The sequence below is a fragment of the Microbacterium sp. AK031 genome (genome assembly GCF_024807145.1).
Taxonomy (GTDB): Bacteria; Actinomycetota; Actinomycetes; order Actinomycetales; family Microbacteriaceae; genus Microbacterium.
Genome location: NZ_JANUCA010000009.1, coordinates 59,028 through 79,116, shown reverse-complemented (window position 1 = coordinate 79,116; position 20,089 = coordinate 59,028). Strand labels below are relative to the sequence as shown.

23 protein-coding genes and 1 tRNA gene are annotated in these 20,089 nt (G+C 63.7%); 15 read left to right on the top strand and 9 right to left on the bottom strand.

Annotation, left to right across the window (positions count from 1 at the left end; genetic code table 11):
* The first annotated feature begins 169 nt into the window (after positions 1 to 169).
* The 10 genes from HDC95_RS15435 to HDC95_RS15390 all read left to right on the top strand — a co-directional run bounded on the left by HDC95_RS15435 (position 170) and on the right by HDC95_RS15390 (position 6,957).
* A complete protein-coding gene (locus HDC95_RS15435; RefSeq protein ID WP_259064519.1) occupies positions 170 to 454 on the top strand; it encodes a hypothetical protein in 285 nt (94 codons plus the stop codon).
* Positions 451 to 816, top strand: a complete 366-nt coding sequence (locus HDC95_RS15430; RefSeq protein ID WP_259064518.1) for a hypothetical protein — start codon at positions 451 to 453, stop codon at positions 814 to 816. Before HDC95_RS15435 ends, HDC95_RS15430 begins: the two co-directional genes overlap by 4 nt.
* 5 nt (positions 817 to 821) lie before the next feature.
* Positions 822 to 1,544, top strand: a complete 723-nt coding sequence (locus tag HDC95_RS15425; RefSeq protein ID WP_259064594.1) for a bifunctional DNA primase/polymerase — start codon at positions 822 to 824, stop codon at positions 1,542 to 1,544.
* Positions 1,541 to 2,758 carry a helicase RepA family protein gene (locus HDC95_RS15420; protein ID WP_259064517.1) on the top strand — a complete coding sequence of 406 codons (1,218 nt, stop codon included), beginning with the start codon at positions 1,541 to 1,543 and terminating at the stop codon, positions 2,756 to 2,758. Before HDC95_RS15425 ends, HDC95_RS15420 begins: the two co-directional genes overlap by 4 nt.
* A gap of 338 nt (positions 2,759 to 3,096) precedes the next feature.
* Positions 3,097 to 3,423 (top strand): WhiB family transcriptional regulator, encoded by a 327-nt coding sequence (locus tag HDC95_RS15415; protein ID WP_259064516.1) that lies wholly within the window; start codon positions 3,097 to 3,099, stop codon positions 3,421 to 3,423.
* 136 nt (positions 3,424 to 3,559) lie between these two features.
* Complete coding sequence (locus tag HDC95_RS15410; protein WP_259064515.1) at positions 3,560 to 4,132, top strand: hypothetical protein; 573 nt, start codon at positions 3,560 to 3,562, stop codon at positions 4,130 to 4,132.
* A gap of 257 nt (positions 4,133 to 4,389) precedes the next feature.
* Complete coding sequence (locus tag HDC95_RS15405) at positions 4,390 to 4,620, top strand: hypothetical protein (protein WP_259064514.1); 231 nt, start codon at positions 4,390 to 4,392, stop codon at positions 4,618 to 4,620.
* Between the two features lie 9 nt (positions 4,621 to 4,629).
* Positions 4,630 to 5,268, top strand: coding sequence for a recombinase family protein (locus HDC95_RS15400; protein ID WP_259064513.1), 639 nt, complete (start codon positions 4,630 to 4,632; stop codon positions 5,266 to 5,268).
* Between the two features lie 110 nt (positions 5,269 to 5,378).
* Positions 5,379 to 6,269 (top strand): hypothetical protein, encoded by an 891-nt coding sequence (locus HDC95_RS15395; RefSeq protein WP_259064512.1) that lies wholly within the window; start codon positions 5,379 to 5,381, stop codon positions 6,267 to 6,269.
* Positions 6,270 to 6,615: 346 nt separating this feature from the next.
* A complete protein-coding gene (locus HDC95_RS15390; protein ID WP_259064511.1) occupies positions 6,616 to 6,957 on the top strand; it encodes a hypothetical protein in 342 nt (113 codons plus the stop codon).
* Positions 6,958 to 7,012: 55 nt separating this feature from the next.
* Here the strand turns inward: HDC95_RS15390 and HDC95_RS15385 are convergent, their stop codons facing one another.
* Complete coding sequence (locus HDC95_RS15385) at positions 7,013 to 7,225, bottom strand: helix-turn-helix domain-containing protein (protein WP_259064510.1); 213 nt, start codon at positions 7,223 to 7,225, stop codon at positions 7,013 to 7,015.
* Positions 7,226 to 7,349: 124 nt separating this feature from the next.
* On the opposite strand from HDC95_RS15385, the gene HDC95_RS15380 reads away from it, so the two are divergent.
* A complete protein-coding gene (locus tag HDC95_RS15380) occupies positions 7,350 to 7,802 on the top strand; it encodes a hypothetical protein (protein ID WP_259064508.1) in 453 nt (150 codons plus the stop codon).
* 6 nt (positions 7,803 to 7,808) lie between these two features.
* Entirely contained in the window at positions 7,809 to 8,327 is a 519-nt protein-coding gene (locus HDC95_RS15375; protein ID WP_259064507.1) for a hypothetical protein, read from the top strand.
* 173 nt (positions 8,328 to 8,500) lie between these two features.
* Here HDC95_RS15375 and HDC95_RS15370 read toward each other — a convergent pair whose 3' ends face one another.
* From HDC95_RS15370 to HDC95_RS15345, 6 genes are all read right to left on the bottom strand, one after another.
* The gene (locus tag HDC95_RS15370; protein ID WP_259064506.1) at positions 8,501 to 9,259 is read right to left on the bottom strand and encodes a TIGR02391 family protein; all 759 of its coding nucleotides are present in this window, start codon (positions 9,257 to 9,259) and stop codon (positions 8,501 to 8,503) included.
* Positions 9,260 to 9,311: 52 nt separating this feature from the next.
* Positions 9,312 to 10,832: a hypothetical protein gene (locus tag HDC95_RS15365; protein WP_259064505.1), complete on the bottom strand. Its 1,521-nt coding sequence runs from the start codon at positions 10,830 to 10,832 to the stop codon at positions 9,312 to 9,314.
* Entirely contained in the window at positions 10,825 to 11,604 is a 780-nt protein-coding gene (locus tag HDC95_RS15360; RefSeq protein WP_259064504.1) for a hypothetical protein, read from the bottom strand. The genes HDC95_RS15365 and HDC95_RS15360 overlap by 8 nt, the downstream gene beginning before the upstream one ends.
* Positions 11,605 to 11,894: 290 nt before the next feature.
* Positions 11,895 to 12,779, bottom strand: coding sequence for a type II secretion system F family protein (locus HDC95_RS15355; RefSeq protein ID WP_259064503.1), 885 nt, complete (start codon positions 12,777 to 12,779; stop codon positions 11,895 to 11,897).
* Complete coding sequence (locus HDC95_RS15350) at positions 12,776 to 13,636, bottom strand: type II secretion system F family protein (RefSeq protein ID WP_259064502.1); 861 nt, start codon at positions 13,634 to 13,636, stop codon at positions 12,776 to 12,778. The genes HDC95_RS15355 and HDC95_RS15350 overlap by 4 nt, the downstream gene beginning before the upstream one ends.
* A complete protein-coding gene (locus HDC95_RS15345; RefSeq protein ID WP_259064501.1) occupies positions 13,633 to 14,775 on the bottom strand; it encodes a CpaF family protein in 1,143 nt (380 codons plus the stop codon). Before HDC95_RS15345 ends, HDC95_RS15350 begins: the two co-directional genes overlap by 4 nt.
* A gap of 140 nt (positions 14,776 to 14,915) precedes the next feature.
* Here HDC95_RS15345 and HDC95_RS15340 point away from each other — a divergent pair.
* A tRNA-Leu gene (locus tag HDC95_RS15340) sits at positions 14,916 to 14,997 on the top strand.
* Between the two features lie 46 nt (positions 14,998 to 15,043).
* Positions 15,044 to 15,802, top strand: a complete 759-nt coding sequence (locus HDC95_RS15335) for a DedA family protein (RefSeq protein ID WP_259064500.1) — start codon at positions 15,044 to 15,046, stop codon at positions 15,800 to 15,802.
* A 15-nt stretch (positions 15,803 to 15,817) separates the two neighbouring features.
* On the opposite strand, the gene HDC95_RS15330 is transcribed toward HDC95_RS15335, so the two are convergent.
* Positions 15,818 to 16,624, bottom strand: a complete 807-nt coding sequence (locus HDC95_RS15330) for a Ku protein (RefSeq protein WP_259064499.1) — start codon at positions 16,622 to 16,624, stop codon at positions 15,818 to 15,820.
* Between the two features lie 60 nt (positions 16,625 to 16,684).
* Here HDC95_RS15330 and HDC95_RS15325 point away from each other — a divergent pair, with 60 nt between their 5' ends.
* Positions 16,685 to 19,105 (top strand): ATP-dependent DNA ligase, encoded by a 2,421-nt coding sequence (locus tag HDC95_RS15325; RefSeq protein WP_259064498.1) that lies wholly within the window; start codon positions 16,685 to 16,687, stop codon positions 19,103 to 19,105.
* Between the two features lie 8 nt (positions 19,106 to 19,113).
* Here HDC95_RS15325 and HDC95_RS15320 read toward each other — a convergent pair whose 3' ends face one another.
* Positions 19,114 to 20,031, bottom strand: a complete 918-nt coding sequence (locus HDC95_RS15320; protein ID WP_259064497.1) for a cation diffusion facilitator family transporter — start codon at positions 20,029 to 20,031, stop codon at positions 19,114 to 19,116.
* Between the last annotated feature and the right edge of the window lie 58 nt (positions 20,032 to 20,089).

Genomic DNA, 20,089 nt, shown 5'->3' with positions numbered 1-20,089 from the left:
CCGAGCAGGTTGCACGCGGCAACTTGGCGGAGGCGAAGATCGCATCAGCGATCAATCGCGCTCTCGCCGTTGCACCACCGCTCAAGCCCCCTCAGATCAAGCGGATCTCGGGCCTCCTGCGGGGGGCGAAGTGAACGCGCAGGGATCAGGACCCACCGAAACCTGGCCCGTGGCGCAACAGTCCGCCCTGGCTGAGACCACAGCCGCAGTCTTCATCGGCGACCTGCCTGGCGCTTATGCCTACGCCATCATCCCTCACTACGGCGAGATCGACGTTCTGGGCTTCCCGGATCGGGAGAGTCTGCACCGTGCGCTGGCTGAGGCTTTCACCTACAAGGGCAAGTGGAAGTGGCCACAGAGTTGGGACCGCGTGTTCATCTTCGGACCGGACGAGCCTCCCCGGTTCTTGATGCAGATCGAGGACGAAGAAGACGACGATGAGGGACTGTCGTGAACGTCGATGTGCTGTACCCGAGCAAGCCGGGGCTGTCGAAGTTCGAGACCGAACAGGTGCGCGATCACGGACCTAACCCAACATGGTTCGAGCCGTGGGCGACTCACGTAGTGCTGTTCCCGGGTGTCGTCAGTGAGCCTTTCGGAATCATCCACTTGCACGGTGACCAGAACGACGTCTCCACCTGGCCCGACCAGGACGGCCTCAACCGGGGGTTGGATGCCCTGTGGCGCTCGCACTCGGAGTGTGAGGAATGTCAAGGAGTGCTCTACTTCGCGCGGGACGAGCCACACAACCTGAAGATCGTGATCGAGCCGGACGACGAGGACGACCTCAGAGACGACAGCGAGGCGGACCGGTGAGTAGCATGCAGCGCCACGCCCTGGAGCTGGCTGAAGCGGGATGGTCTGTACTGCCGCTCAACGGCAAGAAACCCACGACCGGCCTCACGCCGCACGGGGTGCACGACGCCACCATAAGCCGGAAGCGGATTCGCGAATGGTGGGCTGAACATGACTGGAACATCGGTTGCCCCGTGCCCAACAACGTCGTGGTGTTCGATATCGACCCGCGTAACGGTGGCTCGCGTCGGGCGCTAGAGCAGGTAGCGGGTGCGCCGCTCGCGCCGACGCTGACCACGCGGAGCGGATCGGGCGGCTGGCACCTGTATTACGTCCGTCCGTGGGAGCACGTCAGTGGCCTGAAGCTGCCTTCCGGCATCGACTTCAAAACCAACGGCTATCTGGTGATGCCGCCGAGCACCCACCCCGACACGGGCCAACCCTACAAGTGGAACCGTCGGCCTATCGCGCACATGAGCTTCGAACTAGCACGGCTGGTACTCGAGATGCCCCGGGAGCGCCACGAGCGGGACGGCACCTACGACATCAGCGGCCTGGTCGCGTGGGTCCGCACTCTGCCGCAGGGCGAGCGTCACGACGGCGTGCACTGGGCGGCACGTCGAGTCCATGAAGGCCGAGGCGGCACCCGCCACATCGAACGCCTGATAGAAGCCGCTGAAGACATCGGCTTCGCCCCCTTCGAAGCTCGCCGTGTGGTCGAGTCCGTACAGAAAGGACCACGCAAGTGACCCCCGCCAAGACCCCCAACAAGGCGACTCGGAAGAGGCGCACCACGCCTCGGGCCGTAGTCAAAGACACCACGTTCCACGAGAGCGAGGCCGAGGCGCTGATGAACCCCGCTCCCAAGAAGGCGAACGACCTGTTGTCACAGGAGTTCCCCGAGCTCGACTGGATCGTGCCGGGGGTCATCCCGGACGGGTGCCACCTGCTGATCGCGGCTCCCAAGATCGGCAAGAGCATGCTCACACTCGGTATCGCTATTGCGTGCGCCACCGGCATGAAGGTGCTCGGAGTCGTCAAGGTGCGCGAGCGCCCGGTACTCCTGCTCGATCTGGAGTCCGGTGAACGTCGGCTTCAGAGCCGTCTCAAAACGATCGGGGTGCGGAGGCTTCCTGACAACTTCGAGTACCACACCGATCCCGACACCGCGCTCAACGTGCTGCGCACCTTCCTGGAGAAGCACCGGGGCGAGTCGCCGTTGGTCATCCTCGACACACTCTCAGGCGTCATGGGGAGCCGTCCACGGGACATGACTCAGTTCCAGCATGAGAAGAGCACCCTCCAGCCCTTGCAGACGCTGTGCGCCGAGGACCCGGGCACGTCGATCATCGTTGTGCACCACAACCGGAAGGCCAAGGAGGGCGACAGTGTCGATGCTTCCTCCGGGACGCACGGCCTGACTGCTGCCGTGGATGGCATCCTCGCGCTCAACCGTGCGTCTAGACGTGACCCTGAGGCGACGCTCATCTGCGAGCTGCGCGACATCGAGGGAGACGAGTACGCCATCGTGCTGGGCGAGCACGGCTGGGAGTTCGACGGCACCAGTCTCGCCGAGTCCCGAATGAACGCTATGGAGCAGCACCGACAGGAGAAGGTCGCTAAACAGGGCGACCTCAACTCCGATCTCATGGAACTCCTGCGGTTGCACGGCCCGATGACGCCCGCCGAGGCGTACGAGGTCTACCAGCGTGACCCGAAGGCCACCGCCTCGAAGCAGTCGGTACGGAACGCGCTCTCTCGGCTGCATTCCCGTGGCCTGGCCTCGAAAAACGGCGCTGGCAAGTACGCGGTAAACACTGCAACCCCTGAGTTGCCTGAGTTGAGATTTGCCAAAGGTTCACTTGATGTCAATACCCCTGATTTGGGGGGAGTTGGAAGCAACACCAACTCACGCAACTCAAGGGGTAATACCAAGCGCGCGACCGCTCGGAGACGGCGATGAACCGTCGAGAGCGTCGAGCAATGGCCAGGGACTCACGCCTGAACCATGGAGCGGTCGCGTACGCACGGTCATACAAGTGCCCCGACTGTGACTCCGTCGCGGGTGAGGTGACGCGGGATCAGTTCGGGGTGCACCACGTCTCGATCCTCCACGATCCCACCTGCCCTCGGCTGAAGGGCGTCACGTGATGAGCTCACCGGCTGTGTGGCCGAGTACTCCACCGCACCGGAAGGGCCACACCACACGCACGAAACGCACGCGACGCCTCTCTGTACGCGCACCCCGCCGGTCTCCCGGCAAACGCAAGACAACCCCGACTCGACAAGGGCATCTAGATCATGACTGACACCACCCGTACCGAGACAGCCGAGATCGAGAACCCCTACGTCGAGGTAGCCCTGACGGCCTGGGATGCGCTCGATGCCGCTCTGCAGGACTACGAGCCTCCTTGCCGTGACGACCCAATGTTCACGACCGCCGAGCGGCTCAGCCCGGAGGATCACGCTTTCTGCGAGTCGCTCTGCGCCGGTTGCAGGGTGCTCGACCTGTGCGATGCCTACGCCACCGCGGCAGACGTACGAATGGGTTTTTGGGGAGGGCATCGACACACGCAGAAAGGCAAACAGCCTGCCGGTCGCAGGACGCTCCCGGGACCACCCCGGTAGGCCAGCAGCTAGGCCGCACCACGCCAACGACCCAGCGAGACGCAGAGGACCGCTGAGCGAGACACCCGCAACACCCCCACAGACACCGCGCCGGGACGGTCTCCCGGAACCAAGTAGAAGCAGAAGGAAACCCATCATGAGCAAGTCAACTACCGCATCCGTCGAGAAGGCCCTGCTCTCGGCGCTGTTCGGCTACAAGGACAGCGCGGCCACCATCCAGGAGGCCCACCGCACCGCGAAGCAGGCCATCCTGGATGACGAGATGATCAGCGACCTCGCCAAGAAGGAGAAGCGGGAAGCGCTCGCCAAGGCCACCAGAGCCAAGCTCGACGATCTGAAGGGGCAGCAGGAGTCCTACATCGCCGGGCTGAAGTCCAAGCTCGAGAAGGAACTGCGCGGGAACCAGCCCGCCGACGCGAACAGCGTGCTGCTCCGTCGTGACGCCTCGGACCGGGTGCGCAAGATCACCGACAAGAACGAGGCCATGGACGTGCTGAACGACGCCATCGGCAACGGAGACGACGAGATGGCCCACGCCATCGGCACCCGCGCACGGAACAGCCTGTGGCTCGACGTGGTCGACGTGTACAAGGCCGCGCACCCCGACACGGCTGAGACTGCGGCGGCACTCGCGCACGTCGAGGCGAACACCAGCGGAGGCGCATTCAACCTCAGCAACAGCATCACGTACTCGTCGCCGATCGAGTGATTGGACCGGGTGAGGGTTCTATCCCCATCTTGCCCTCACCCTGCTGGGAGTGGTGACCCAGCGCTGGACCCCTCTCCGTACGCCTGTCCTGAGTCAGGTTTCGGGGAGGGGTCCTCTTCACGCATACATCAGAATGTCACTCAGAACGCATCTAGAGTGTGCAGTTTGCGAAGCAGTCGGGAGTTCAGGCAAGCTTCAGGCACAAGGCGCTCCCGTCCGGTTCCGCCTCAGTCCATCACCGCCAAGGGGTCCACATCATGGCAACCACCACCTGCAACGCCGGTCCTTACACAGCAGTCGAAAAGTCGGCTCTGGCCAAGCTCTATCCCACCGAGGTCATGGGCTTCCACCGCCGTCGCCACGGCAACGCCACCATCAAGCGCAACGAGTGGGCCACGGTCGACGTCGCAGGCGTCCCCACACGCGGCGTGCTGGTCACGTTCTCATGCGGCCACCAGCACTTCACCCCTCACACACCTTCGATCTAGGGACGCCGCATGACCAAGCACATGATCGCCTACGTCCGTGTGTCCACCGAGGAGCAGGAGCGCTCCGGGCTGGGAGTCGAAGCACAGGAAGCTGCACTCAAGGAGGCGTGCGAGCGCCGGGGCTGGACCTACGAGCTGTTCCGCGACCTGGGATGCTCGGGCAAGCACGTTAACCCCGAGTTGCGCCGTGGCCTGGACATGCTGTCTGCGGGGCAGTTCGACGGGCTGATGGTTGCCAAGCTCGACCGCCTCGCCCGGTCAGTACGGCATGCGTCCGCCATCATCGATTCGGCAGTCACGCAAGGGTGGGCGCTGGTCGTACTAGACAACGCGCTCGACCTCACCACACCGGGTGGACGGGCGATGGCTAACATGCTCGCCACCTTCGCCGAGCTGGAGCGTGATCTGATCGCTACCCGTACCCGTGAAGCGCTGGCCGCACGAAAGGCAAGGGGCGAGCACAACGGACGCCGCACTGCCATACCGGCTGGAGTGCTCCGACGCATCGTCACCGCTCGGGGGGATGAGGGCCTCAGCTTCTGCCGTATCGCGGACATGCTGACTGCTGAGGGCGTGCTGTCGCCTACGGGTCTGCCCCGCTGGCAGGAGTCCACCGTGCGCCGCGCATATGCATCGACCACAGCCTGAATCGGGTCTACCTCACATCGCGCCGGAAGCGGCAGGCATGAATGGGAATGACGGCTTCGAGTTCGGCGCGTCCTGACCCAACGTCGGCGGTCAGCCATATCCTTGCCGATATGGACCCGATCTCCCCGGCGATAGTTAGCGCCGGAGCTCATGCCGCAAAGGCAACTGACTCGTTCGCTGACGAGGCCGCGAAGGCAGCAGGCAGTCTGTTGACACGACTGTTCGGCCCTTCCGCCGATGTCATCGGTGCGAACTGGGCCGACAGGCTCCGTGAACAGAACATGGAACGGCTCCTCAAGAAGACTGAGAAGCGCGCTAAGGCGCGAGAGACCAAAGGAGAGGACCCTGGTATCGCGAACCCTCGCGTCGCGTCCCAAGTGTTCGCCAGCGCGGAATACTCGGACAGCGAGGTTGTCGCAGAGTACCTGAGCGGTGTGCTCGCTTCATCTCGCGACGCGACGGGCACGAGTGACGCGGGAGTGGCGTGGTCAACTGTGGTGTCCCGCCTCTCGTCCGATCAGTTGAGGTTGCACTACCTCATCTACGCAAGCGCTCGTCAGCGTGTTATTCAGCAGGGCTTCTCCCGCTCCAATAATGCCCATTCGATTGAGATCGTCCTCCACTTCACCCCACTGTTCGCATTGGCAGGCATGACCGTGACGGCGTTCGCTGATGCCATTGATGGCCTCATGCGCGAGGGGCTTATCGGGGATGGCTATCACTACGCCCCAACATCCCAGCTCTTCGAGAAGGAAGCCGCGCGCCGGAACACGACTGTCGAGTACCCGCACGAGAGCGGGCTGCGTGTGTCAATGAGCGTGCATGGCATTCGTCTCTTCGTCTGGGGGAACGGTGCTGGCGACAAGGGCATCGATGCATACATTGACCCCTCAATCACTCTCGCGGCGGTGGACAATCCGCTCCCTACTGTGATGACCATGTTCGTGAAGGATGATGTCGTCAAGACGGTACAGCCCGGTCAGGAACCACCCACCGCCTGACCACCGGCACCCTGGCTCCTAGGAGTCTCGGGCTGTCTGGGGCCACCCGGCACCTAAGCCACGAGCTGCTGGCGAGCCAGCGGGACGCTGAGAGACGGGCGCAGAGACATGCAGGCCAGCCGTACCCCCGGCCACACCACGCAGGCACCTGAGCGCCGTGTTTGCTGTCAGGCGGAAAGGTACGACTACGCCGTGTGCCGCATGCCCACGGCGAGTCGCCTATGCCTTCTAGATGCCCAGAGTAGGCCCATCGATCCCGATTTGGTGGTGACGATCGAGCCTGGCAAAGCTTGCTCATGTTCGAACAGTTGTTCGATATAGGGTCCACGACTCAGGAGCACACATCATGGCAATCAAGTCCACCACCAAGCCCGCTACCAAGGACATCGAGACCGTCGAGGAGGTCGAGGCGCTGGAGGTGCTGGACATCGTCGACGCAGGCATCAAGCGCATCATTGCCGACCACGACATCGACATCCAGAAGGCACGCTACAAGGCGATGCGCGCCATCGCGTGGCAGGCGTTCTCTGAGGCCATCGAGGCTGGCGACTTTGACGCGCTGGTCGAGCGTGCCAGCGCCAACGTGGGCACCCTCCCGACTGGCTGGGAGCTCACTGCTGAGCGCAAGAAGTCCACTCCGAAATCGACCCCGGCCAAGAAGCCCGCTCCCGCGCCGAAGGCTCGCTGATCCCACGGCAGGACAATAGAGACCCCTAGCCATGTGGCCGGGGGTCTCTTGCTGTCTACGCGAGAAGGTCAGCGGCTGGTACGTCGAGCGCCAGTGCGAGGCGGTGGATGATGTCTAACGTCGGGTTCCGAGTGCCGCGCTCAATGCCAGAGACGTAAGTGCGGTCGAGACCAGCGTGATGGGCGAAGTCCTCCTGAGACCAGCCATGCCCGGTCCTGAGTTCGCGCACGCGGGCGCCGAACGCAGCTCGGTGGGGTGGAACGGACATCCTTCAACGCTGACGCTAAGGTGACAATGAGTCCACGGACTATGAGTCACATAACGAGGGAGCGTCACGCATGTCCGAGCAGTCACCACAGTCGTCAGCAGCCACGTCCGGAAAGGCGTGGTACATGAAGTGGTGGGTTTGGCTGATCGCAGCGCTTATTGCCGCTGGCGGCATCAGCGCGCTGATCAACCCGAGCGGCGACATGGACCCCTCGGCGGCATCCCAACCAACGCAAACCGATCCGACCGGGCCTTCCACGCCCCTGCCTGCCGCTGAGTCCGCCCCGCTCGATTTGGAGGCCTTCCTCAACGAATCAGGAATTGCCTTCGAGAGCGTCAGCATGTCTGCACGGAAGGCAGTGATCTATGTGCCCATCGAGACCAGCAATGAGCAGGCGCAGCAGATCGCCAACGACGCGATGCTCTACGTTTGCAAGCACGCGGCAGAGACTGGCGAAAGCGCCCCTGCTGCGAACCGCGTTGAAGTCTCTGACGGGGTCAGCCCCGCCTCACCGGACTACGACGCCGCAGAACACCCTTCAGGTTTTGCTACAGAGGAAGTATGCAAGCAAAATTAGATGACTATGAGTCACATCAACCGAAAGAGCGCCATGTCCACATCAGCGAAGCTCAGTACGACCATTGCCGCACTCGTCCTGGGGGCTGCCGCGCTCACCGGGTGCACCGCCACGTCAGAACCGCAAGCGGCTGACTCCTCACCGACGCCGACCGTCAACACCACGCCGGAACCGGCAGCAGCAGAGACAACGGCAGCGCAGGACGAGGTTACCTGTGCGGCATTCGGCGATGTCCAGACCATCTTGCTGAACACGTCTGTCGCGTTCAATGAGGACCGCATGGGTCAGCAAGAGAGGAGTGGCTGGAATGCTCTTGCGTCGCGCGTTCTCGGCAACATCCCATCTGCCGACGAAGGACCCGTAGCCGAGGCGCTCGCGGCTCTCAAAGGGGAAGTGCCAGCGGTTCAGGGCATTGATCCGACCAACATCTTCCTAGACGAAGGCACCCCCGCTGGACAGGGGGTGTTCGAAGCCTGCGAGGCCGCTGGGTTTCAGGTCTCCGTAAGCGGCTTCACCGGGGGCTGAGCCAGCAGGCGCTTGATAGGGGCGACATTGACGCCGTGCCTGCGATCTAGGCCGACGAGTTGTCCGGCATGTTCACCATCCCGGCGCACGTCGATGTGATCCAGCAGGCGATTTATGCCGGTGACATTGACGTGCTGAGCCAGATGTTCTCCTGACAAGGAATTGCTAGAGCTTCACAACCCGATAGAAATCTCGATCAGCTCGCACTGATCTACCCAGCGCGCCAACGTGCTCAAGACAGCGAGTTGCTCAAGCGCTTCTTGGGCCGTGACTTCGTTCGTCCTGTGCGTCGCGGGGTTTCGAATCGCCATGAAGCACCCTTGGCTGAACTGCAGCATCCCCGAGCGCATTGCTCTAACGGTGAGATCGGCGTCCTCGCCCGGCCACCGCAGACGAGGCTTACCCGGTTCTGCAGGGCTCAGTGAGAAGACCTGAGCCATGAGAGCACTGTCCGATAGGTCCCTGCGGCCGGTGAGATCTTGGACATGAGCGTTCAGGAACGTTGCAGCTCGTTGGACCGCTGCACCGTGGTGATCATCGCCCCACAGCCGCGCTGCCGAGTCCCAAACCAGTGGGTGCAAAGAATCAGCGGCCATAGTCGGAGCAGAGCTCCCACTGATGTACTGCGCCGTCTCGGCAGCGGTGGCAAGGTGCCCCAATGCGCGTCGCGCTAGATCGAGGCCAGTCTGTAGCTCGACGAAGTTGTGCTGACCGAGAGGACGTACTAGGGCGTCGACCTTCGCCAGGTTCAGGACCACCTTGATGACTCGGCGAGTTTGGAGTTCGCGCGCCAACAGCTTGTCGGTCGCATGGCCGGAGGAGCAGAATTCATACTCGCGACGACTTCGTCCTTCGCGAAGCGCGGCGTCGGCGTTCTTGACCCACCACTCGAGAACTTGCTTCGCCCACTCGGGATCAACTCGTTGCGCCATGTAGCCCCTCCCTGCCAATGGAATTCAGGGGTGAAGTTTCGTCCACCCAACGTCAGAAGAGCGCCAACTCGCTCTCTGCCTGCTCACCCAAGCGTCCGATCAAGGATGAAGCCTTCGCCGAGTCAAAGGAGAGTCCGTATTCCTCGGCCAGGTCCGCTGCGTTGGCGATGATGGTCTCCGCGTCGACGGGGAGCTTATTGATGTCGATCCTTGAGAGCAGTTTCTTCGTGATGGGACGCTTGGAATCCCAGAAGACCAGGGACTCGATCAAAGCGATGCATTGAGGGCTATTCAGAATCGACGCTACAACGACCGCCTCCGTCGGATCCTCGAACGGCAACAGGTAGCACGTGTCATCCAAAACCACCGGCTGGTTGTTGAGCGGGGCGATAAGCCTGAAGATTGGCTCCTTATGAAGCCCAGAGATTGCGATCTTGTACGGGGCGAAGGTATAAGCGCCATGGCCGAAGACAGAGAACCTTGGACGGTTTCGATAGATCGACGATTTGCGACCGTCGATTGCTGCCGCGTTCGACTCCAGGTAGGACCAGAGCCTTGGCGCGGTCGTTTCGAGGTGGTTGGTCGCTGCCCCGAACTCCATCTGAGGCACGATCACCCATTTCGTGTGCTCACGATGCCGACCGCGAAAGACGTCGGTGCACTTGAGGAGCGGGAAGACGTACTCAGGTTCGAGATCGAGCTGCTGGCCAGCCTTCGTCGTTGGCTGCGGAGTTGCGACGAGCTCGAAAACGCTTGAGGCGTCATGCTTCATGCCCGATCTCCACACGTAAGGCGACTTACCGTCGGCCTCGCGCACGGCAATGTACTTGTCCACATTCGCAACGAGAAGTGAATCCACGACACCAAACCGACCAGTTGACGGCGCTTCGGGCTTGAAGACATCTTCGTACATCGCAACCGTGTAGTTCGGCTCGACCGCAGGATTGACCTCGATGGTGAACCAGCACGCGTCTACCGCGGCATCGAACCAGCGCATTGCATCGATCCGATAGACGGCAGCATTGGCGATTGGCAGAGCGATGCTCGCGGCGTAATCAATCACGTTGCGCGCAACCTGCGTCTTACACAGCATCCCGAGAACGAACGGCTGGCTTGAGAACTCGCGAAGAGCTTTCAAGATGATGTATTCGCAAACATCGAAGTTCGATGAACCGAGCAGTGCGTCCAGTCCCTTGACTTTCTTAATGTTCTCCTTCGGGGGAACGTTATCCGAGTCCATCCGCTTCAACTCTGCGGCAGTGACCCACGGTGGGTTCCCAACGACGAACAAGGGACCGTCGGTTTCCCACGTCGCCGCGTCTGGCAGCGCGAACTGGAAGACATTCGCGGTGGTTACCTTGCCCCATTGGGAGGCTCCGGCAGCGTACTCGGCGTTGATCTCGACGCCAAACCGCTCCGATGCCGGGGAGACCTCAGCTGCCGCTTCGAGGAACGCCCCTAGGCCGCAAGTCGGCTCGAATACGCGGGCGTTCTCGGGCAGCCCAAGCACCTTGAGGCACTGAGTCGCGAGGCCAAGGGGTGTCTGAAAGTCACCGAACTCGTTATTAGGCACGAAGATCCTCCACTTCCGGGCCGATGGTCTTCGCGGTCGCAGTGCTAATGGCACGGCTGTACTGAAGTCGCCACTGAAGCGCATTCGAGATGGTCAACACACCCTGCTCGGGGATGTCATCAATTAAGCGCTCAGCAAGCTGGCGTCGGCTGACCTCGTCTAGAGGGACATTCTTGTCTTGCAGCAGGGCATCGAGATCGTCGATGATCGCGTCTCGTGCGTCGGTATCTCCGTCGGCGATGATCTCGCGGATCGTCTTAGTTAGCGTGTAATCGCTCGTGCGTGACTTGTCGATGTAGATGACGTTCTCAATGTCGAGGTAAGCCGCTTGTTCGCTTGCCTCGTCCCGCTTGACGTAGACGATGACCAACAAGCTGTAGCCGAGGCCATAGATCTTCTGCGTGGCGGCGCGGAACGGAGACGACGACTGAGGTTGCTTCTTGGACGTCACCTTCAGATCAAGATTCAGCGACGGGAAATCGAGCCCGTTGGCAGCGTTGCCAACGGCCAAGTCGTAGCGAGACTGCAGATGCTCTTTGAACATTGCTTCGACCTTGGTGCCCACCGCCTTGCCGTCCGTCGCGCCATAAAGACTGGGAAGAGGAGTCACAGTGAGTTCGGCAGCGAACTCCTTGGCGGCTGTCCTGAACAGCTCAAGGGTCAGCGGAGGGAGCGCGGTCTCTCCGTCAGCCCCCGCCTCATCAGAAGTGACCGGAGGTGTTGGGGCACCTGGGTTCAGCAACTCTTCGACGGGCTCGATCGCATCGCTCACTTTTCGCTCCAAGAGGTCGTAATGTGCCGGGACTCGATCGGGACGGCGCGAGCAAGTCTGAGTGTGGGCATCATTTGATGCTGTCACAGGATTGCACGTGGCCTGCTCAGTGGGGCCCCGGTGTGTCTCGCGCATCCCAGTCTCGGACACAGGCGAAGGATATCGTGGGGCGAAGTCATCACCTCGCTAGACCCCCACGTAGACGTGGCACGTCTGGCAGAACCACCACGCCGCGCGAGGCTCCATCCGTTCTAGACACTTAGGGCAGTTGGGCGTCACGAGGTTATCCATCAGTAAGGTGTAAATCCAATCTTGCGTGGCAGCATCATGTAGATCTCGCGACGCCCTGCCTGTTCGATGAGCACCCGCTTCGCGTCTTCGCGCGCATCTGCGGCCTGTGAGTGCAGCACTCCCGCGAGCGGCGCCCCGTGCTCGAGCGCGGCGATCACCTGGTCGACCGCGCGCGACAGCCCGGGCAAGCGCAGCCGTGCCGCCATCTCCGCGAGAGCATCCGCCAGGGATGAGCCGGTCCCCACCACGAGCACCACTTGACGCAGCTCGTGCGTGAGCTCGCTGGAGCCGATTGCGGCGACTCGACGCAGCGCGTCGAGGAAGCCCTCACCCGCCGACAGGCACAGCGCAAGGAACTCCAGCGTCGTCGGCAACTCGTCGCTCAGTCGCCTCAACCGCGCCTTGACGCGCGCAGTGAGCAGCACGTCGACGACGACAGCACTCGCAGCGGCGACCAGCACGGGAAGCACTGCGGCAGGTGGCGTCACGCGCCCCGTCAGCGCAAGGACCATGACGAGCGCGCACCCGATGCCGAATCCCGTCACCGCCCATGCGAGCTGGCGCGCACGGAACGACGCCGGCGCCTCCTCGATTCCCGCCTGCGCGAGCCGCAACGCGAGCGCGTCGCTGCCGCCCAGCCCACGCACGAACGAGTGCTTCAGCCGCTCCCACACGCTTCCCGTACGCAGAGGCAGAACGCCCACGCTCGGGAGAATCCCCGACGGCAGCACCGCATCGTCGACGGCATCCCGCACGTATGGAGCGATGCGCGTGGTCAAGGACGCAGCACCCCATCGCGGAGCCGCCGCGAGGATGCACAGTATTCCGGCAGCGAGCAGCCCGCCGAGCAGGATCGCCATCGCGGCATCCGTGACACCGCTCATGCGAACCACCGCCTGGGCTCGGGCAGCCGTCCGATGCGCACCATGATGCGGAAGGCCACGACCGAGACCACCGCGCCGCCACAGATGACGAGCACGCCCTCCGGGCTCGTGTACGCCTGCGCTCCCTCGGGCCGCAGCGCCAGCAGCCCGAGGATGACCCAGGGTGCGACGACGCCCAGCACCGCAGCACCGCGAATCCACGACTGCCGCGCCTCGACCTCGCCGCGCAACGCGGCATCCGCGCGTACCGATGATGACAACGCCCGCAGCACCCCGGTGAGTTCGGTACCACCCACCTGACGTGCCATCTTCAGGGTCTCGATGATCCGATCGGCGATGGGATCTGCGAGCGAGGTCTTCAGTCTCTCGATGCTGCTCTCGAAGCGACCGGTCGAATGCAGATCCCTGGCGAACACGACGAACGCCGGACGCACCATCGCGGGCGCCGACTCTGCCAGTGAGGCCACCGCATCCGGCAGGGACAGTCCGACGCGGATCGACGCGATGAGAAGATCGCAGACATCCGGCCACAGCTGCCTGCGGGCTTTGAGCAACCGCAGGCGGCGCGACCGCAGGAACGCGATGGGAGCGGATGCTCCACCGATCACGGCGAGGACCGCGAGTGTCGGAATCCCGGTGACCAGCCATGCTGTGGCCGCCGCGGCCAGCGCGATCGCAATGATGACCACCACGACGGTGCGTTGCCGGATCGCCGCGTAGCCCGCCTCGTCCATCAGGCGCGCAAGCCATCCGCCTCGGCCCAGCGGGCGTTCGGTCTTCTCACGTTGCGGCCACAGCCACGGCGACGCGCACAGCAGCAGCCCCGCCGCGAGGATCGCACCGACCAGTAACGTCATACCGGTGGCTCCGCACGATACAGCGATCGGGTGATGATACGCCCCTCCACGACCTCGCCTGTCGGCGCAATCACCTCCACGACGTGGCGACCACCGGCTGCGTCACGCGCGCAGTGCACGACCAGGGAGACCGAGGCTGCAAGAGCGGGTGCGATGAACGATCGGTCGATGTTGCGTCCGGCGAGCAAGGGCAGGATGGTCAGCTTCTCGAGCGCTTCGACGGCCGAGTTCGCGTGGACAGTGCCCGCGCCAGGCACACCGGTGTTCAAGGCGAGCACGAGATCCAACGCCTCCGCGTCTCTCACCTCACCGACGACCAGGCGATCGGGCCGCATGCGCAGCGCTTCTTTCACGAGCCGGCGCAGCGTGATCTCGCCACTGCCTTCCAGACTCGCCTGACGACCCTGCAGCGCGACGAGATCCGGACCGTCGACCGCGAGCTCGAACGTCTCCTCGACGGTGATGATGCGCTGGGTGTCCGCGCATGAGGCGAGCAGCGCACCGAGCAGAGTGGTCTTGCCCGCATGGGTCGCGCCCGAGACGATCACGCTGAGGCCGTCCCGCATCGCTCTGCTGAGCATTTCCGCGACATTCGCCGGCAGTGTTCCCAGCTCGACGAGACCCTGCAGCGTGCGATAACGAGGGAGGAACTTGCGGATGTTGACCGCCCATGAACCTCTGACGACGTCCGCGATCGCGACGTGCAGTCGCGAGCCGTCTGGTAGGGACGCATCGACGAACGGCTGACTGATGTCGACGCGACGGCCCGTAGCCTGCAGCATCCGTTCCACGAGATCGCGCACCATCGCATCGGTGAGCCGGAGCGGGATCCGCTCGGACACACCGTCGCGGGCGACATAGACGCGGTCGGGCCCGTTCAACCAGATCTCTTCGACGTCGGGATCATCGAGGAGTGGTTGAAGGGGCCCGAACCCGCTGACCGATGCGAGCACGTCGCGTACGCACGCCGTCTCGTCGTCGATCGTCTCTTCCCCACGCGACAGCGCGAGGTCGTTGTGCCGTCGAACTTCTGCCTGAGCGACGCGCCTGGCCTCGTCCGGCGCCAGAGATGGATCGGTCCGCTCCGCACGCAGACGTCTGCGCACGCGCTCGGCGACGACGAGGGTGCTCTGGCTCACACGGGCATCCTCGCAAGAATCAGCCGATGACCTCGGAAGTTATCCACAGGAAGGGCGTGAGGCACGCGGAGAACCGTCGGCACTTTCTCCAGATATCCCCCAGACGTCACAGGGGATGCACTGGTTAGACTTGACTTCGCGCGGGAGTGGTGAAATTGGTAGACACGCAGGATTTAGGTTCCTGTGCCCCAGGGCGTGTGGGTTCAAGTCCCACCTTCCGCACAGCTAGTACCGATTGACCGCCGCACTACCTGCACGACGGGACACCATGCATCACATCTCGCTCATCCCCTGGCTCGATCCTGCTGTCATCATCGGAGCAGCCGGCCCTTGGGCTCTGCTCGTGGTGTGCTTCATCGTGTTCGCCGAGACCGGGCTGCTAGTCGGCTTCCTCCTCCCCGGCGACACGCTCCTTGTCATCGCTGGGCTGCTGACGCACACGAGCAACGTGTTCGGTATCAACATCTGGGTGGTGGCTCTGCTCATCGCACTTGCGGCATTCGTCGGTGGTGAGGTCGGCTACCTCATCGGTCACAAGGGCGGCCCTGCGGTCTTCGAACGCAAGGAATCCGGGCTTTTCAGCCGGAAGAACGTCGAACGCACGAACGCCTTCTTCGAACGCTACGGCGGCCTGACCGTCATCCTCGCGCGCTTCGTGCCGATCGTGCGCACCTTCACGCCAGTCGCCGCGGGTGTCGGACACATGCCGTGGAAGCGATACAGCCTGTACAACCTCATCGGCGCTGTGATCTGGGGCTTCGGCCTGACCATGCTCGGCTACGTGATCGCGTACATCCCCTGGATCTCTGACCTCGTCACCGAGTACATCGACGTGATCCTGCTGATCGCCGTCGGCGGCACCGCGCTGGTCACTCTGTGGCACTACTTCTCCGAGCGCTACAAGGTGAAGAAAGAGCTCGCCGCAGGAGGCGACCCGAAGGTCGACGCCACAGAGGCCGAAGATCTCACTCTCGACCCGAACGTCTTCGACCGCGCTCCTGACCTGGACGGCGACGGAAAGCACTGATTCAGGTCGAGGGACTCACCCTGCGTCCTTCTTCTTGGCCCGTGAGCGTTCGACGCTGGCTTTGAGCGCCTCCATGAGGTCGATGACCTCGCCGCCCTTCTCCTCCGCACCCTCCTCCGCGAAGGTCTCCTTGACGTCGAAGGTCTCACCCGCCTCGATCTTCGCGTCGATGAGCGTGCGAAGCTCCTTCTGATACTCGTCGACGAACGACTCGGGATCGAAGTCGCTGGAGTAGCTGTCGACGAGGCTCGAGGAGAGTTCGAGTTCCTTCTTCGAGATCTTCACCTCTTCGTCAAGCGCCGGGAACTCCGCCGCACGCACCTCGTCAGCCCACAGCAGCGTCTGCAGCACGAGCACGTCGTCGCGCACTCGCAGCGCAGCGAGCCTCGTCTTCTGGCGGAGCGTGAAGCGCACGATCGCCGTGCGATCGGTCTGCTCCAAGGTCTTGCGCAGCAGGACATATGCCTTCGGGGACTTGGAATCCGGCTCCAGGTAGTACGCCTTGTCGAGGGTGAGCAGATCGACCTGCTCGGTCGGCACGAACTCGACCACGTCGATCTCGCGACTGCGCTCGGCAGGCAACGCGTCGAGGTCCTCCTTGGTGAGGACGACCATCTGCCCGTCATCCTCATAAGCCCTGTCGATGTTCTGGTACGCCACGACCTCGCCGCAGACCTCGCACGTGCGCTTGTAGCGGATGCGTCCGCCGTCCTCGTCGTGCACCTGATGCAGCGAGACGTCGTGATCCTCGGTGGCGGAGTACACCTTCACCGGCACATTCACGAGCCCGAACGTCAGGGCTCCCTTCCAGATCGACCTCATGAGACCAGTACACACCGTGGATGAGGGTGGATGCCAGGGGCTTGCGGTTACTCTTTCGTCATGGTCACAGGCGCGCAGGTCGTCGACGTCGGCGGCCGCCGTGTGCGTCTCACCAATCTCGACAAGGTGCTCTACCCGGAGACGGGGACCACCAAGGGCGAGGTGATCGCCTATTACACGGCGGTCGCCCCGCGGATGCTGCCGCTGCTGGCCGGGCGGCCGATCACCCGCAAGCGCTGGGTGGAGGGCGTGGGGACAGCGGATGCACCCGCCGATGCGTTCTTCGCGAAGCAGCTCGAGCCGGGAGCGCCCGACTGGGTGCACCGGATGCCGATACAGCATTCCGGTGGACCGAAGGAATACCCGATCGCAGACGATCTGCCGACCCTGGTGTGGCTGGCGCAGGTCGCCAGCATCGAGCTCCACGTTCCGCAATGGCGATTCAGCGCATCGGGCGAACGACAGAATCCCGACCGTCTTGTGCTGGACCTCGACCCCGGTCCAGGAGCCGATCTTCCGCAGTGCGCCCGTGTCGCCGGTCTCGCCAGAGACATCCTCCGCGACATCGGCCTGGACCCGGTACCTGTGACGAGCGGCAGCAAGGGCATCCACCTGTACAGTCACCTGGACGGCGCGCAGACGAGCGATCAGGCCTCGGCGATCGCCCGTGAGCTCGCGCGCGCCATCGAGGCCGATCATCCCGACATCGCCACCAGCACGATGTCGAAGGCAGTGCGAGGCGGGAAGGTGTTCCTCGACTGGAGTCAGAACAACGGCAAGAAGACGACGATCTCGCCGTACTCGCTGCGCGGGCGCGCGCACCCGACCGTGGCAGCTCCCCGCACCTGGGATGAACTCGACGACCCCGACCTGCGCCAGCTGCGCTTCGACGAGGTCATGGACCGCGTCGAGACCGGCGTGGACCCATTGCGATCCCAGGTTGCTGCCGCGAACACCGACCTTCTCGACCCCTACATCGAGAAGCGGAACGCGACGAAGACCCCGGAACCCATGCCGAAGACCACGGGCGGATCAGACGCGAACGGACTCCCCCGGTTCGTCATCCAGGAGCACCATGCCCGCAGGCGCCACTTCGATCTGCGCATCGAACGAGATGGAGTCCTTGTCAGCTGGGCCGTTCCCAAGGGTGTTCCTGACACGTCCGACCGCAACCATCTCGCCGTCATGACCGAACCGCATCCGCTGGAGTATCTCTCGTTCCACGGTGAGATCCCGAGGGGCGAGTACGGAGCAGGCACGATGACGATCTGGGACACCGGCACGGTCGAACTCGAGAAGTGGCGCGACGACGAGGTGATCGGCACGTTCTCGGGAGTGGGACCCCTCGGTCGCACCAGGCTCGCGCTGATCCGCACCAAAGGTGCCGGCGAGAAGTCATCCTGGCTGCTGCATCGCATGAAGGAGCCGAAGGATGCTGCGCATCGCGCCGATGCGTCGAAGCAGCACCCCGCGGCATCCCTCGACGATGCGCCCGTCACCGAGGGCCCTGGTGGATCTCCCCCGCGCCCGATGCTCGCCGAGTCGGGGACGGCCGGTCTGGTCCGCTCGCTGCGAGACCCGTGGATCGAGATCAAGTGGGATGGCATCCGCGCCGTCGGCACGTGGGCGGATGGCCGGATGGCACTGCACGCACGCAGCGGCACGGACATCACGGCACGGTATCCAGAACTCACCGCAGACGGCGCTCCGCATCTCGCGGTCGGCGACGCGATCGTCGACGGCGAGATCGTCGCGCTGGATCCGTCTGGGCGCCCGAGCTTCAGCAGGCTACAGAGCCGGATGCATCTGACGAAGGCGCGAGAGATCGAGCGTGAAGTGATCCGCACGCCCATCGCCTACTACCTCTTCGATCTTCTTCGACTCGATGGCCACGATCTCACCGGGATCCCGCTCCGCGACCGGCGAGCGCTGCTGGAGACGCTCGTGGACGGCGTGGACGCGCCGATCGTCGTGCCGCCGGTCTTCGACGACCTGGATGCCGCGCTCGAGACCAGCGACGCGTTCGACCTCGAGGGCGTGGTGGCGAAGGAATCCGGCTCCACCTACCGCCCAGGCATCCGCTCCGGCTCCTGGCTGAAGATCAAGCACACACGCACGCAGGAGGTCGCGATCGCCGGCATCCGTCCGGGAAAGGGTGACCGTGAGGGCCGCATCGGATCGCTTCTGCTCGCGATTCCGGATGCCGAGACCAGGGCCCTGCGCTACGTCGGACGGGTCGGCAGCGGCTTCTCAGAGCGAATGCTCGGCGACCTCGCGGCGCAGCTGGAGCCGCTGCGTACCAAGAGCGCCGAGGTCACCGGGGTTCCGCCTGCCGATGCACGAGACGCGCTCTGGGTGCGACCGATCCTGGTCGGTGAGGTCGAATTCGCGAACTGGACTCCAGATGGAATTCTCCGCCACGCTCGATGGCGCGGGCTGCGTTCTGACAAGACGGTCGATGAGATCGTCGTAGAACCCTGATCCGCAGGTCAGGCGTGGGCCTCTTCGCATTCCCCCGCGGAAGCCGACTCGATCTGGAACGTGGAGTGGGCGACATCGAAGTGGTCGGCGAGACAGGCCTGCAGCTCTTCGAGAAGCAGGTCGGACCGGCCGGTCGCCAGCAGCGCCGGGTCGACCTTGACGTGAGCGGTGAAGACCGGTGCGCCGCGAGTGAGCTGCCAGACGTGCACATCGTGCACGCTCCGGACCCCGTCGAACGCGAGCAGATGGTCTCGGATCTCGCTCACGTGGGTGTTCTTCGGCGCCGACTCGGCGAGCACCGAGAACACCTCGCGCAGCAGCGAGATCGCGCGCGGGATGATCATGACTGCGATCAGCAATGACGCGATCGCATCCGCCGGCATCCATCCTGTGGTGACGATGATGATGGCCGCGACGATAACGGCCGCCGAACCGATCATGTCGCCGAGAACCTCGAGGTAGGCGCCCCGCACGTTGATGCTCGTCTTCTGCGCCGCGCTCAGCAGCCACATCGCCACGGCGTTGGCGATCAGACCGATCACAGCCACCACGAGCATCAGAGGGCCGGCGACTTCGGTCTCTGCAGGCTCCAGCAGACGCTTCACGCCCTCGATGCCGACCAGCACCGAGAGCAAGATGAGGATGATGGCGTTGATCAGCGCGCCGAACACCTCCGCACGCTGGTATCCGAACGTGCGCCGGTCATCGGCGGGACGCGCGGCGACCGCCGTCGCGATCAGAGCGACCACCAGCGCCGACGCGTCCGTGAACATGTGGGCGGCATCCGCCAGCAGTGCGAGCGAGCCGGTGAGGATCGCACCCACCACCTGCACGAGCATCACCGTCGCGGTCGCGCACAGCGAGATGGTCAGGAGCCGGCGGTTGCTGAAGCCGCGGATCCCTCCCCCGTGTGCGTGATCGTGCATGCATCCAGGCTATGGCCGTCCGCATGCCTCGGGGCGCCGTTTGGCCTAGTCGGGAAGG

What these genes read in the sequence shown, in the direction of transcription:
- HDC95_RS15425 (WP_259064594.1), top strand. Translation starts at nt 822, where the DNA reads ATGCAGCGCCACGCCCTGGAGCTGGCTGAAGCGGGATGGTCTGTACTG.
- HDC95_RS15415 (WP_259064516.1), top strand. Translation starts at nt 3,097, where the DNA reads ATGACTGACACCACCCGTACCGAGACAGCCGAGATCGAGAACCCCTAC.
- HDC95_RS15410 (WP_259064515.1), top strand. Translation starts at nt 3,560, where the DNA reads ATGAGCAAGTCAACTACCGCATCCGTCGAGAAGGCCCTGCTCTCGGCG.
- HDC95_RS15405 (WP_259064514.1), top strand. Translation starts at nt 4,390, where the DNA reads ATGGCAACCACCACCTGCAACGCCGGTCCTTACACAGCAGTCGAAAAG.
- HDC95_RS15400 (WP_259064513.1), top strand. Translation starts at nt 4,630, where the DNA reads ATGACCAAGCACATGATCGCCTACGTCCGTGTGTCCACCGAGGAGCAG.
- HDC95_RS15395 (WP_259064512.1), top strand. Translation starts at nt 5,379, where the DNA reads ATGGACCCGATCTCCCCGGCGATAGTTAGCGCCGGAGCTCATGCCGCA.
- HDC95_RS15390 (WP_259064511.1), top strand. Translation starts at nt 6,616, where the DNA reads ATGGCAATCAAGTCCACCACCAAGCCCGCTACCAAGGACATCGAGACC.
- HDC95_RS15385 (WP_259064510.1), bottom strand. Translation starts at nt 7,225, where the DNA reads ATGTCCGTTCCACCCCACCGAGCTGCGTTCGGCGCCCGCGTGCGCGAA.
- HDC95_RS15380 (WP_259064508.1), top strand. Translation starts at nt 7,350, where the DNA reads ATGAAGTGGTGGGTTTGGCTGATCGCAGCGCTTATTGCCGCTGGCGGC.
- HDC95_RS15375 (WP_259064507.1), top strand. Translation starts at nt 7,809, where the DNA reads ATGAGTCACATCAACCGAAAGAGCGCCATGTCCACATCAGCGAAGCTC.
- HDC95_RS15370 (WP_259064506.1), bottom strand. Translation starts at nt 9,259, where the DNA reads ATGGCGCAACGAGTTGATCCCGAGTGGGCGAAGCAAGTTCTCGAGTGG.
- HDC95_RS15355 (WP_259064503.1), bottom strand. Translation starts at nt 12,779, where the DNA reads ATGAGCGGTGTCACGGATGCCGCGATGGCGATCCTGCTCGGCGGGCTG.
- HDC95_RS15350 (WP_259064502.1), bottom strand. Translation starts at nt 13,636, where the DNA reads ATGACGTTACTGGTCGGTGCGATCCTCGCGGCGGGGCTGCTGCTGTGC.
- HDC95_RS15335 (WP_259064500.1), top strand. Translation starts at nt 15,044, where the DNA reads ATGCATCACATCTCGCTCATCCCCTGGCTCGATCCTGCTGTCATCATC.
- HDC95_RS15330 (WP_259064499.1), bottom strand. Translation starts at nt 16,624, where the DNA reads ATGAGGTCGATCTGGAAGGGAGCCCTGACGTTCGGGCTCGTGAATGTG.
- HDC95_RS15325 (WP_259064498.1), top strand. Translation starts at nt 16,685, where the DNA reads ATGGTCACAGGCGCGCAGGTCGTCGACGTCGGCGGCCGCCGTGTGCGT.
- HDC95_RS15320 (WP_259064497.1), bottom strand. Translation starts at nt 20,031, where the DNA reads ATGCACGATCACGCACACGGGGGAGGGATCCGCGGCTTCAGCAACCGC.